This is a genomic window from Caulobacter sp. DWR3-1-2, from assembly GCF_049896225.1.
Lineage (GTDB): Bacteria > Pseudomonadota > Alphaproteobacteria > Caulobacterales > Caulobacteraceae > Caulobacter.
This window is the reverse complement of sequence record NZ_JAFCTW010000005.1, coordinates 316,668-330,001: the sequence shown is the minus strand read 5'-3', so window position 1 is coordinate 330,001 and position 13,334 is coordinate 316,668. Positions and strand designations below refer to the sequence as shown.

Here is a 13,334-nt window from a genome sequence, read left to right as displayed (position 1 = left end):
GCCCAAGGCCGACGGATGAGGGGTCGCGCGCAGCTTTCCGCAGCAGGCAGCCGACTCTTTCATCGACCCCTCACCCGACCTCGCTCCGCGAGGCCACCCTCTCCCGCAAGGGGCGAGGGAAAGTGCTCGCTGATCCGTTGACCCCTTCCCCGGCTTAGGTTCAAGTCCACCCCAATACGCGCGAGTTGGGGGACTACGGGATGTCGACGGACGAGACGCCGCCGGTGAGCGGACGCGAAGCCATCGCCGCCCGTTGGGCCCAGTTCAAGAGCAAGATTCCGCCAAGCCTGAAGTCGCCCCTGGCGGCCGTGGCGCTGGGCGCCCTGGTCGTTGGCTTCGGCGGCGGCTTCGCCGTGGGAAAGGTCTCCGATCTCGGCTGGTTCGGTGGCAAGTCGGCCGCGACGGCCACCGCGCCCAAGGCTCAGGCCTGGTCGCTGTTTGGCAAGCCCCGCTCCGCCAACGCCCCGCGTCGCGGCGTTCCCAAGCCCGAGGGCTTCGCCGTCTGGCAGAGCCGCATCGACAGCTCCGGCGCCGCGCCGATGGCCTGTATCCGGATGAGCAAGGCGCTCGACCCGTCCAAGCCCTATGCCGACTTCGTGCTGCTCTCGCCCGATATCGGCCACCAGCCGGCCGTGCGGGTAAAGGATGACGAGATCTGCGTCGGCGGCGTCGGGTTCACCGACCATCGCGTCACCCTGCTCAAGGGCCTGCCCGGCCGCAACGGCGAGACCCTGGGCGCCAATGCCGATGTCGACTTCACCTTCGGGGAGAAGCCGCCCTATGTGGGCTTCGCCGGCGACGGCGTGATCCTGCCGCGCGAGGAATCCGACGGCGTGGCGCTTGAGACCATGAACGTCTCCAAGCTGGCCATCGAGGTCTGGCGGGTGTCGGACCGCAACCTGGTGCGCAAGTCGATCAGCGCCCCCGACCCGACCGGCGAGGGCGACTATGCCAGCGACTATGGCGACGACAGCCCCGACGACGAGGGCCGCCAGGTCTGGAAGGGCGTCATCAAGGTGGATAGCGCGGCTGGCCAGAAGGCGACCACCGTCTTCCCGCTCGGCGCGGTGCTGAAGGAAATGAAGGCTGGCGGCTATGTGATCAAGGCGCGCGACGCCTCGGGCGGCCGCAAGCCGGAAGGCGACGAGGAGCCGGCTCCGGCCCAGGCCCGCCGCTGGATCATGTTCACCGACATGGCGCTGATCGCCTATGATGGCGACGAGTCTCTCGACGTCGTGGTCCGCTCGCTGAAGACCGCCAAGACCCTGTCGGGCGTGCGCGTGGCCCTGGTGGCCAAGGACGGCGAGGACTTGGCGCAGGCCAAGAGCGACGCCGACGGCCGGGTGCGCTTCCCCCGCCCCCTGATGGACGGCGAGGGCGCGTCGCATGCCAAGATGGTCATGGCCTATGGAAACGATGGCGACCTGGCGGTGCTGGACCTGGACCGCTCGCCGGTCGACCTGTCCAAGCAGGGCGTGGGGGGCCGCACCGAATCGGACGGCGGCCGGGCCGTGGCCAGCGACATCGACGGCTTCCTCTACGCTGATCGCGGCATCTATCGCCCCGGCGAGACCGTGCACCTGACGGCCATGGTCCGCGACCGGCTGGCCAAGGCGGTCAATGACCGCAAGGGCTATATCCTGGTCAAGCGCCCCTCGGGCGTCGAGTTCCGTCGCTACGCCTTCAGCCGGGCCGACGCCGGCGCCGTGCTGGCCGACATCGCCCTCCCGCGCAGCGCGCCACGCGGCCGCTGGACCGCCGTGCTGATGATGGAGGGCGTCGAGGCGCAGGCGGGATCTCTGAGCTTCAGCGTCGAGGACTTCGCTCCGCAACGCCTGGCGGTGACCGCCACCGGCCAGGAGTCCGTACCGATCGCCGGCGGCCAGGCGCGACAGATCGACGTCTCGGCCCGCTTCCTCTACGGCGCGCCGGGCGCGGGTCTGCAGACCCAGGGCGAGGCGCGGCTGAAGATCGACAGCGATCCGTTCCCGCAGTTCAAGGACTTCCAGTGGGGCGACGCCCTGACGCCCTTCGACGAGAAGTTCATCGAGCTGGGCACGACCGTCACCGACGGCGACGGCCACGCCATGCTGAACCTGGGGACGAGCGACGCGGCCGACACCGCCCAGCCGCTGGTGGCCTCGGTCACCGCCTCGGTGTTCGAGCCCGGCGGCCGTCCGGTGCGCGAGAACCTCGAGCTCAAGGTGCGCGGCAAGCCGGTCTATTACGGGGTCAAGGTCGAGCAGGGCGACGCCGGGCGCGGCGATCCGCCGGTCAGCCTGGAGATGATCGCGGTCAACGCCGCCGGCGTCCGCGTCGGCGCGACGGCGACCTACACCCTGATCAGCGAGAACTGGAGCTATGACTGGTTCCAGCAGGACGGTCGCTGGCAGTGGCGGCGCACCAGCCGCGACGCGGTGGTGGCCAAGGCCACGGTCAATATCGGCGCCGGCCAACCCGCGCGCTTCAACCGCCGCCTCGGCTGGGGCGACTATCGCCTGGTCGTCGAGGGGGCCGATGGCAGCGAGACCGTCACCAAGTTCTCGTCCGGCTGGGGTTCGCCCGCCAAGGAAGGCGAGGCGCCCGACTTCGTGCGGGTCAGCGCCGGGACCAAGAGCTACAGCCAGGGCGACACGGTGGAAATCGCCATCAAGTCACCCTATGCCGGCCAGGTGCAGGTGGCGGTCGCCACCGATCGCCTGATCGACTTCAAGACCCTCAGCGTTGGCGAGAACGGCACGACCGTGAAGCTGAAGACCTCGGCGGCCTGGGGTGGCGGGGCCTATGTGCTGGTCACGGTGATCCAGCCGCGCGACCCGGTCAGCTCGCCCAAGCCCAAGCGGGCGCTCGGCCTGATCTATGTGCCGCTCGATCCCAAGGGCCGCAAGCTGACGGTGGATATCGGGACGCCGGTGAAGCTGGACTCCAAGGCGCCGGTCGAGATCCCGATCAAGGTGCAAGGCCTGGGCTTTGGCCAGAAGGCCAAGGTCACCATCGCGGCCGTGGACGAAGGCATCCTGCGCCTGACACGCCAGGACAGCCCCGACCCGGTGAAGTGGTACTTTGGCAAGCGGGCCCTGACCCTGAACTATCGCGACGACTACGGCCGCCTGCTCGACCCGAACATGGGCGCGCCGGCCAATGTCAATTTCGGCGCCGACGAACTGGGCGGCGAAGGCCTGACGACCACGCCGATCAAGACCGTGGCCCTGTGGTCCGGCATCGTCGAGACGGGGCTGGACGGCAAGGCGGTGGTCAAGCTGCCGGCCGCCGACTTCAACGGCGAGTTGCGGATCATGGCCGTGGCCTGGACCGACACCGCCGTCGGCTCGGGCGCCAAGGCGATGACCGTGCGCCAGCCCGTGGTCGCCGACCTCAACCTGCCGCGCTTCCTGGCCCCCGGCGACAAGCCGATGGCCACGCTGGAGCTGCACAATGTCGAGGGCAAGGCCGGGGCCTATACGGTCGAGGCCTGGTCCACCAACGGCATCGCCGTGGCCTTCAAGAAGATCATTACCCTGATGCTGGGCCAGCGGGTCGCCGAGAAGATTCCCTTCCTGGCGCCCAATGTGACGGGCATCGGCAAGATCGGCTTCAAGGTGGCCGGGCCGGGCTTTAACACCAGCAAGGACTACCCGATCCAGACCCGCCTGGGCTGGGGCGACGTGGTGCGCACGACGACCGAACTGGCCCAGCCGGGCGAGACCTATACGCCCGACTATCGGCTGATGTCGGGGCTGGCGGCGGGCGACGTGACGCTGCAGGTCAGCTATTCGCCGATCCGCGGCTTCGACCCGGCGGCGATCGCCGTGGCCCTTCAGCGCTATCCCTATGGCTGCACCGAGCAGCTGGTCTCGACGGCCTATCCGCTGCTCTACGCCCAGAGCGTGTCCAACGATCCCAAGCTGAAACGCAACCCGGCCATACTGGCCGCAGCGGTGGGCAAGCTGCTGGATCGCCAGACCCTGGACGGGGCCTTCGGCCTGTGGCGGGTCGGCGACGGCGAGGCTGACGCCTGGCTGGGCGCCTACGCCACCGACTTCCTGGTCGAGGCCAAGGGCCAGGGCATAGCGGTGCCCGACGAGGCGATGGACAAGGCGCTGAACGCCATGCGCCAGATCAGTCGTCCCGACAGCTGGACCTCGATCTCCTACCGCACCGAATATCCAGAATGGTGGGCCGCCAATCCCGACGCCTCGAAGAAGGCGACGGAGCGCATGCGCCGCCGGGCCTCGGCCTACGCCCTCTACGTGCTGGCCAAGGCCGGGCGCGGCGACCTGGCGCGGCTGCGCTGGTGGCACGATGTGCAGATGAAGGACGAGGACCAGCCCCTGGCCAAGGCCCAGGTGGCGGCCGGCCTGGCCTTGATGGGCGACCAGGCCCGGGCCCGCTCGGCCATGCGCCAGGCGGTCAAGTCGCTGGGCTGGCGCGACGAGAGCGACTGGTACCAGAGCCCGCTGCGCGACGTCGCCGCCGTCACCGCCCTGGCGGCCCAGGCCGGCCAGATGGACGTGGCGCGGCAGCTGCAGGGCCGGCTGGAGAACGTGGTCAAGGATCCGGACGCCCTCAACACCCAGGAGCAGGCGTCGCTGCTGTTCGCGGCCAGCCAGCTGCTGAAGGCCTCGGGTCCGATGACCATCGACGCCCAGGGCGCTGTGGCCCTGCCGCCGGCCGGCGGTTCGCCGCGCTGGGCCGTGGGCAAGCTGACCGACGCTCACTTCACCAACCGGGGCAAGGGCGCCCTGTGGCGGACAGTCAGCGTTCGCGGCACGCCGATCCTGGCGCCGGGCGCGGCCAGCAACGGCTTGTCGGTGGGCAAGCGGCTGTTCTCGATGACCGGCGGAGCGATTGATCCCAGCCAGATTCATCAGGGCGACCGGGTGATCGTGCTGGTTTCCGGCCGCTCCATGCAGGCCCGCTCCACCGCCCTGGTGATAGACGACGCCCTGCCGGCCGGCTTCGAGATCGAGACCACGCTCGGCGCCGACGACGCCCAGAACGGCCCGTTCAAGTTCCTGGGCGAACTGACCAATCCGGATGTCCAGGAAAGCCGCGACGACCGCTACATCGCCGCGCTCGACCTGGCGGGCAACAAGCCGTTCGCCATGGCCTATGTGGCGCGGGCCGTGACGCCGGGCGAATTCTTTCTGCCTGGGGCGATCGCCAAGGACATGTACCGGCCCAGCCTCAATGCGCGGTCGGATGCGGGGCGGATCAACGTGGCGCCGGGAGGGTAGGGAGCCACTTGCCCCACCTGACCGCTTCGCGGTCTGTCCGCCCCCGTAGGGGGCGGAGTTCGCGCCAGGGCGCTCTTCCCCCTATGGGGGAGGAGCGCCGAAGGCGCGGAGGGGGCAAGTCCGCCGCCGAATAGCGTCCATGTTCACCATCCCCCGTCTGACCCGCCTTCTCGTCGCCTTCGTCGCCGTCCAGGCCGCGCTCTTCGCCCTGAGCGCCGCCTTGCCGCCAGACATGGCGCGGGCCAAGCGCTCGTCACCCGTGGTGCTCGATCATCGCGGCGCCTGGCTGCGCGCCTTGCCAGTGGAGAACGGCCGCTGGCGGGTGCGGGCCGACCTCCAGCGCACGGACCCGACGTTTCAAAAGCGCCTGATCGCCGTCGAGGACGCACGGTTCTACGGCCACCTCGGTGTCGACCCCTTCGCCCTGGCCCGCGCCACGGGTTCGGCGCTGATCCATGGCCACGTCAGCTCCGGCGCCTCGACCCTGACCATGCAGACCGCCCGGCTTCTCGAGCCGCGCCCGCGCAACCTGGGCTCCAAGCTGATCGAAATGGTCCGCGCCGCTCAGCTGGAGTCGCGGTTGACCAAGCGCGAGACCCTGGCCCTCTACCTGACCCTGGCCCCCTATGGCGGTAATCTGGAGGGCGTTCGGGCCGCCAGCCTGGCCTATTTCGGCCATGAGCCGACCAGCCTGACCGACGGCGAGCAGGCCCTGCTGATCGCCCTGCCGCAGTCGCCCGAGGCCCGCCGCCCCGACCGTCGGCCCGAAGCCGCCCGCCTGGCCCGCCGCGCCGTGCTCGACAAGATGGTCAAGGCGCGGGTGCTGACCGAAGCGGCGGCCAGCGAGGCCGACGCCGAACCTTTGCCCAAGCGCGGGGCCTTCCCGACCCTGGCCTGGCACTTGGCCGGCGACTTGGCCGCCGCTGCGCCGGCCAGCCAGCCCAGCGTGGTCTCGACCATCGACGCGGGGCTGCAGACGCGGCTGGAGCCGATGGCCGCCGCCGTGGCCGCCGCCCAGGGACCGGAGGTCACCGCCGCCATCCTGGTGGTCGAGATCAAGGGCCGCGCCGTGCGGGCCCTGGTCGGCTCAGCCGGCCGCGAGCGACCAGGGGGCTGGATTGACCTGACGGAGGCCGTGCGCTCACCGGGTTCGGCCCTCAAGCCCTTCATCTACGCCTTCGCCTTTGACGACGGGACCCTGGCGCCCGACACCCAGATCGACGACGCCGCCACCCGCTTCGCCGACTACCAGCCCGAGAACTTTGACCACGTCTTCCACGACAAGGTGACGGCCCGCGAGGCCCTGGCCTATTCGCTGAACGTCCCCGCCGTCGCCACCCTGGAGAAGGTCGGTCCCGAGGTGTTCGCCACCCGTTTGGAGAGCGCGGGCGTCAGGCTGGTGCGTCCCAAGACGGCGATCAAGGCGTCGGGCCTGGCCCTGGCCCTGGGCGGGGCGGGGATCACGCCGCGCGACATGGGCGTGCTCTACGCGGCGCTCGGCGACGGCGGTGTAGCCAAGCCCCTGGCCTTCACCCAGGCCGAGGCGAAGGCACGCGAACACAGCGGCGGAACCCGCATCGTCCGACCCGAGGCGGTGGCCCAGGTGCTCGACATCCTGCGCGAGGCCCCCGCGCCGCGTGGCCGTGCGCCCTCGGCCCTGACCAAGGGCGGACCGGCCATGGCCTTCAAGACCGGCACCTCCTACGGCTTCCGCGACGCCGTGGCCTGCGGGGTGGTCGGCGGCTATGTAATCATCGTTTGGACCGGCCGGGCCGACGGCGGCGCGCGGGGCGGACTGACCGGACGCGACGCCGCCCTGCCGCTGTTGTTCGACGTCGCCGACGTGGTCGGGGCGCCGGCCATCGCCCCACGCCCCATCGCCCCGAAGTCCGCGCCTGGCGCCCTGCAGCGGCTGCAACAGGCGTCGGAAGGCCCCCGCCTGATCTTCCCGCCCGACGGGGCGACGGTTCAGGTCGACGCGGTCGGCCCCCGGTCGCGGGGCCTGGTCATGGCGGCCGGCGGCGATAACCTCACCTGGTACGTGGCCGGCCAGCGCCTGGCCTCCGACCCGGTCAGCGGCAAGGTGATCTGGCGCCCCACCGCGCCGGGCTTCTATCGGCTGCGGGTGGTCGACGACCAGGGCCGCGCGGCTGCGGCGCGGGTGCGGATCAAAGCCCCGAGCATCGCGGCGAAGTAAGGAGTGAAACGATGAAGACTATCGCCTTCAGGGCGGCGCTGCTCGCCCCCGGTTTCAGCGCGGCGTCCTGTGCCTCGTGGGGCCATTGCCGCCTCGGAGAGCGGCGCGTCACTTGGGCGACAGGGCATGAAACCTCGCCGGAGGGCGTGGACGCCCTTATGGTTGCCTCACGTGCCAGCCGACCAGGGTCGGCCGACTGCTCCACGGCGAGAAGCGGATTCCTAATACCAAAAGCCGCTAGCTCTGGCTCCGACAGGATTCCCTGACTGGCCGGACAGTGATTCACTCTCCTGATTGCAAGGGAGATCGTGGATGTCCGCCATCAAGCTTCGGGTCGATTATGACGCGGCGCGGACCCGTCAGCTGGCGGCGCGGGCCAAGGATCCAGATCAGGTGCGGCGCCTGCTGGCGCTGGCGGCGGTTTATGAAGGCCGCAGTCGAGCCGAAGCGGCTGAGTTGGCCGGCATGGACCGGCAGACGCTGCGGGACTGGGCGCTGCGGTTCAACGCCCTGGGTCCCCGAGGGCTTGATCAACCGTCCGCCGCCAGGGGCGCGGCGCTGTCTGTCGGCGCAGCAGGAGCAGGCCCTGGCCGCCCTGGTGGAGGCCGGTCCTGCGGCGGCGGGACTGAAGGGCGTGGCGCGCTGGCGGTGTTGCGACCTACAGGCGATGATCGCCGAGCGCTTCGAGGTGCAGGTGCACGAGCGTACGGTGGGCAAGCTGCTCAAGCGGCTGGGCTTTTCGCACATCACCACCCGTCCCCAACACTATCGGCAGGACGTCCAGGCCCAGGTGGATTTTAAAAAACTTCGCAGGGGCGTTGGCGGGCATTCAGTCTGGCCTGACGCCCGGCACGCCTGTCGAGGTCTGGTTCCAGGACGAGATGCGGGTCGGTCAAAAGACCCACCGCACGCTGGTCTGGGGCAAGACCGGGACGCGGCCCCGCCAGATCGCCGACCTGCGGACCGGTTGCGCCTATCTGTTGGGGGCCATCTGCCCCGCGCGTGGGGTGGGCGCGGCCTGGGCCTGCGAGAAGGCCAACACCGCCGCCATGCAACTCCAGCTCGACGAGATCGCCCTGCAGGTCGCCCCAGGCGCCCATGCCGTGGTCGTCCTCGACCAGGCCGGATGGCACACCACCCAAAAGCTCAGACCGCCCGGCAACCTCACCCTGCTGCCCCTGCCGCCACGCTCACCCGAGCTCAACCCCGCCGAAAACGTCTGGCAGTATCTGCGACAGCGCTTCCTCTCCAACCGGGTGTTCGACGACGACGACGCCATCGTCCAAGCCATCTGCGAGGCCTGGAACAGCCTCATCGACGAGCCAGACCGCATCAAATCCATAGGACATCGCCAATGGGCCAAACGGGCCGCGGCCTCGGGCGCTCTGGACAAGGGGATGGAGGACATCGTCGCCGACGACCTGACGGTGACGTCGGAGGAGGTGATCCGGACCGACGCGGTGTCGGGGGCGCAGACCAAGGTCGTGACCTTCGCCGTCCGCACGCGCCGCGTGCGGGCCTCTGCGTCGGACGCGCTGGCCGGGCTCGATCCGCAAACGCTGGAGTATGTGGTCAACACCAAGTCGCAGCACGCCGGCCTGGTGGTGAAGGGCCTGACGATGACGATGACGATGACGATGACCGTCTGGTTCAGGCTGTCCGGCTGATCCGCGCCGAGAAGCGCACTGTGCTGCCCCTGAAGACCTGCGAGGAATCGGCCTGGCAGACGGTCGCCGAGCCCATCTGGCGAGCGACCTGGGACGCCGAGGTCGCCGGCGCCGATCCCTGGCACACGCGCGAGCTGGCCCTGGTCACCGGGCTGCTGCTGCCGGTGTGGAGCAGTCAGCCGAGCAAGCGGACCTTTGTCCGCCGTTTGAAGGCTCCGGACGGGCGGCGCTGGCTTGGGCGGGTTCTGGACCCCACGGATGTCACCAAGCTGAAGATCGCGCTTGGGATCAGCGACGTCGCCACGGCCGTCGGCTCCGGCGACAACGCGGCCAGTATGGTCCTGGGCGAGAACAGCTCCATCGCCCTGACGGGCGGGTTCTGGCTTCGGCGGGCCAAGGTGATGGACCGCTACCGCCTTGAGGTGGTCGGCGCCGGCTCCCAGCGCGCGATGTTCCAGGTGCTCGTAGGTTGTCGCGTCTGGGAGTGTGGCGGGTCATCGCAGGGCCTGGACCCCGAGCCCAAGGCGCCAGGGATGCGGGAGCGATTGCAAGAGGCCGTGGATCCGTCCTGTCGATGAGGGCACGAACCCGTCTGGCTGTTGTGACCTCGCCACCGCCCGGCGTCCCGAGACGGTCAACGGGCCGATGGGCTCCGCACCCCCGCTTCTCGCTGACGATCCGCAAGCCGGGGGGTTCGACGCAGAGACCCTGGTCACCATCGCCGCCGAAGCTATGCCACTCGGTGGGACACGATCACGCGCGATCAAGGTCGTTGTCATTTCGCGACGCTTCATGTCCAGGATATGGCCAGATGCCGGCCCGGCGCACACACGAAAACCCCGCGTGGAGAGGGGCGCCACGCGGGGTCTCGGGGTTTGTCATAGAGGGGTCTGTCGGCTGACCGGCCCGCGATAGAGGGGGCTGGGGGGGCTGTTCAGGACCTGAACCGCAGGAGTTCCGATCAGCCGACACCGTTAAACTGATGGGGCAAACAGGCGCTCGAAAGTCCGAATTAAGGTCATTCCGTGGCGGCGCGTGGCGAGCCGGAGACTTCGAAGAGGTCTGTAGCGCCATTGCAACGCTTGGAGGCGCGGACCTTGGCAAGACCTATCTGCGACACTCGCCATCGGGCCTGATTTGGGTTTAGGATTCGTCCGATGGCCCTGGATTCTCGCCCCGTCGCCGGCGTCGTGTTCTTCGAGCGTCGAGAGATCGACCAGCTCCTGCGGCTCTATGGCCGCATGGTCGCGGCCGGCGAATGGCGCGACTACGGCATGGGCGGGACGAGCGATCATGCAGCCTTCTCGGTGTTCCGCCACGCGGCCGAGGCTCCGCTCTACCGCATCGAGAAACACCCGGCCCTGGCCCGCAAGCAGGGGCAGTGGGCGGTGATAGGCCAGGGCGGCCTGACCCTGAAGCGCGGCCACGACCTGGCCCAGGTGCTGCGGATGTTCGACAAGGGCCGGTTCAAGGTGGTGGATTGAGGGGGCGTCTGCAGCGCTAACAGCCCAACAAAAAAGCCCCGGCGGTTTCCCGCCGGGGCTTCTGTGGTTTTAGACCGCTGGATTAGCGGCGGCTTCCCATGAAGTAGAGCAGGAAGCGGAACAGATTGATGAAGTCGAGATAGAGGTTCAGGGCGCCGAAATTGGTCGCCACCGACCTGGCCGTCTCGTCGCCGCCAACCTCGTAATAGGTCATCTTCAGGCGCTGGGTGTCATAGGCGATCAGGCCGGCGAAGATCAGCACGCCGATGGCGTTGATCGCGAAGACCAGCGCGCCCGACGGGAAGAAGATCGACAGCAGCGAAGCCAGGATCAAGCCCACCAGGCCGATGATCAGGAAGCTACCGAAACCGGTCAGGTCCTTCTTGGTCGTATAGCCTACCAGGCTCAGGGCGCCGAAGGCGATGGCGGTGACCAGGAAGGTCTGGAACACGCTGGCGCCGGTATAGAGCAGCACTACAGTCCCAAGCGAGGCGCCGATCAACGACACCACCGACCAGTAGATCACGCCGGCGGTGCGGGCGTTGATCGACTTCATCACGAAGCTGGAGAACAGCAGGATGCCGAGCGGCGCGAACGCCACGACGGTGCCGAGCAAGGTATAACCGACGCGGTTGTTGGTGACCTGGAACATCAGGTCGCGGACCGGCGGGTACGAGCTGGTCAGATAGGCCAGGGCGGCCGACAGCAGGAGACCCAGGCCCACCTTGTTGTAGACGCCGAGCATGAAACTGCGCAGGCCGGCGTCAACCGACATGTCGGCGCCGGCTCCGGGAAGCGGTCGCGCATAATCGCGGTTGAAGTCGTTCATCGCGGGAAAACCCTTCGAAAATTGCCACGTCCGTTGTGGACGCACCCTGAATATCGGGGCGAAGCCAGGATCATGCAAGATGTTGCGCTTCCCGTGGCGCTTGGCGATCCCTAGAAAGATTTTCTAGACCCTTTCCAGAGAGGCGACATGGATTACGTGGAACTCGGCCGGACCGGCATCCAGGTCTCGCGCTGCTGCCTGGGCACCATGACCTGGGGGTCGCAGAACCCGGAGGCGGAAGCCCACGACCAGATGGACTACGCTTTGAGCCAGGGCGTGACCTTCTGGGACACCGCCGAGATGTATTCCAGCCCGCCCACCCCCGAGACTCAGGGCAATACCGAGCGCCATATCGGCTCGTGGCTGGCCAAGACCGGAAAGCGCCAGGAGATCGTGCTGGCCTCCAAGGTCGCCGGTCGCGGCAGCGCCTTTGGCGGGCTGAGCTGGATGCGAAAAGATGGCGGCTCCACCCGCCAGACCCGCGCCCAGATCGACGAGGCGGTCGAGGGATCGCTCAAGCGGCTGAACACCGACTATCTCGACCTCTACCAACTGCACTGGCCCGACCGTCCGGTGCGGGTGTTCGGCGGCCAAACCTTCAAGGACTATGAGCAGGACTACGAGGCGTTCGGCGACATCCTCGAGGCGCTGGGCGCCCACGTGAAGAAGGGCACGATCCGGTCGATCGGCGTCTCCAACGAGTTTCCGTGGGGCGTGATGCGCTTTCTGGCCGAGGCGGAAGGTAGGGGTCTGCCGCGCGTCGCCTCGATCCAGAACGCCTATCACCTGGCCAACCGCACCTTCGAATACGGCCTGGCCGAGATCGCCATGCGCGAGCAGGTCGGCCTGCTGGCCTATTCGCCCCTGGCCCAGGGCGCCCTGACCGGCAAGTACCTGAACGGCGGCCTGCCCGAGGGTTCGCGCAAGGCGCTCTACAACCGCATGCAGCGCTATGAAGGCCCCGGCGCCGAGGAGGCGATCCGCGGCTATGTCGAGCTAGCCGCCCAGTTCGGCGTCGACCCGGCGGTGCTGGCCCTGAAGTTCTGCGACACCCGCCAATTCGTCACCGCCACCATCATCGGCGCCACCTCGATGGACCAGCTGAAGACCAATATCGGCGCATTTGATCTGAGCTGGACCGATGAGATGGAGAAGGCGGTCAACGCCTTGCATGCGCTGCAGCCGAATCCCTGTCCGTAGGCTCTGGACCTCCCCCTGTGGGAGGCGATCGCGCAGCGATCGGTGGGGGGCGTTTTAGGGCCTTCGATCCGGGTTGTGGTCGCTTGCCGATCACGCCCCACACCGTCGGCTTCGCCGACCCCTCCCCCACAGGGGGAGGACCGGGTAAGACGGTCCCATGATCCGCCTGTTCACCGCTGTCGCCATCCCCGCCGAGGTCGGCGATCACCTGCTGCCCCGGCGGCACGGGATCGAGGGCGCGCGCTGGCGTCCGCGCGAGGCGTTCCACATCACGCTGAAGTTCATGGGCGACGTGCAGGAAACCCAGGCCGCCGACCTTGACGAGGAACTGCAGGGCGTCGTTGCCCCGGCCCTCGATCTGTCCCTCGACAGCGTTGGCCACTTTGGCGAAGGCGCGGAGATCCATGCCGTCTGGGCGGGGGTCGCCGAGAGCCCCGACCTGCGTCGGCTGGCCAAGGCCAATGAGGCCGCCGCGCGCCGGGCGGGGCTGAAGCCAGAGGCCCGGCTCTACACGCCGCACGTCACCCTGGCCTATCTGAAGCGTCCGCCCGTCCCCGAGGTCGCCGCCTGGATCCAGGCCAACAGCCTGCTGGGCTCGCCGCCGTTCCGTATCGACCGTTTCGGCCTCTATTCCAGTTGGCGAACCAGCCAGGGCTCGGCCTATCGGCTGGAGGCGGAGTACCCGCTGGCCTGAAGACGCGCGGCGTCCGGAAGCGCGAA

The 13,334-nt window shown here is 68.7% G+C and carries 7 protein-coding genes and 1 pseudogene; 7 read left to right on the top strand and 1 reads right to left on the bottom strand.

Features of this window, described 5'->3' with window-relative positions; all coding sequences use genetic code 11:
* Nucleotides 1-200 precede the first annotated feature (200 nt).
* The 5 genes and pseudogenes from ACP696_RS10195 (at nucleotide 201) to ACP696_RS10175 (ending at nucleotide 10,585) form a co-directional block, all read left to right on the top strand.
* Nucleotides 201-5,237 (top strand): alpha-2-macroglobulin family protein, encoded by a 5,037-nt coding sequence (locus tag ACP696_RS10195; protein ID WP_426043755.1) that lies wholly within the window; start codon nucleotides 201-203, stop codon nucleotides 5,235-5,237.
* 139 nt (nucleotides 5,238-5,376) lie between these two features.
* Complete coding sequence (gene pbpC, locus ACP696_RS10190; protein WP_426043754.1) at nucleotides 5,377-7,434, top strand: penicillin-binding protein 1C; 2,058 nt, start codon at nucleotides 5,377-5,379, stop codon at nucleotides 7,432-7,434.
* Between the two features lie 312 nt (nucleotides 7,435-7,746).
* Nucleotides 7,747-8,795 (top strand): annotated as a pseudogene (locus ACP696_RS10185) (IS630 family transposase); the annotation flags it as partial.
* Nucleotides 8,796-9,121: 326 nt separating this feature from the next.
* A complete protein-coding gene (locus tag ACP696_RS10180) occupies nucleotides 9,122-9,679 on the top strand; it encodes a hypothetical protein (RefSeq protein ID WP_426010434.1) in 558 nt (185 codons plus the stop codon).
* 579 nt (nucleotides 9,680-10,258) lie between these two features.
* Nucleotides 10,259-10,585, top strand: a complete 327-nt coding sequence (locus tag ACP696_RS10175; RefSeq protein WP_426010432.1) for a DUF2794 domain-containing protein — start codon at nucleotides 10,259-10,261, stop codon at nucleotides 10,583-10,585.
* An 82-nt stretch (nucleotides 10,586-10,667) separates the two neighbouring features.
* Here the strand turns inward: ACP696_RS10175 and ACP696_RS10170 are convergent, their stop codons facing one another.
* Nucleotides 10,668-11,414 (bottom strand): Bax inhibitor-1/YccA family protein, encoded by a 747-nt coding sequence (locus ACP696_RS10170; protein WP_426010430.1) that lies wholly within the window; start codon nucleotides 11,412-11,414, stop codon nucleotides 10,668-10,670.
* Between the two features lie 147 nt (nucleotides 11,415-11,561).
* On the opposite strand from ACP696_RS10170, the gene ACP696_RS10165 reads away from it, so the two are divergent.
* Nucleotides 11,562-12,614 carry an aldo/keto reductase gene (locus ACP696_RS10165; protein ID WP_426010429.1) on the top strand — a complete coding sequence of 351 codons (1,053 nt, stop codon included), beginning with the start codon at nucleotides 11,562-11,564 and terminating at the stop codon, nucleotides 12,612-12,614.
* 157 nt (nucleotides 12,615-12,771) lie between these two features.
* Nucleotides 12,772-13,308 carry an RNA 2',3'-cyclic phosphodiesterase gene (thpR, locus tag ACP696_RS10160; protein WP_426010428.1) on the top strand — a complete coding sequence of 179 codons (537 nt, stop codon included), beginning with the start codon at nucleotides 12,772-12,774 and terminating at the stop codon, nucleotides 13,306-13,308.
* Nucleotides 13,309-13,334 lie beyond the last annotated feature (26 nt).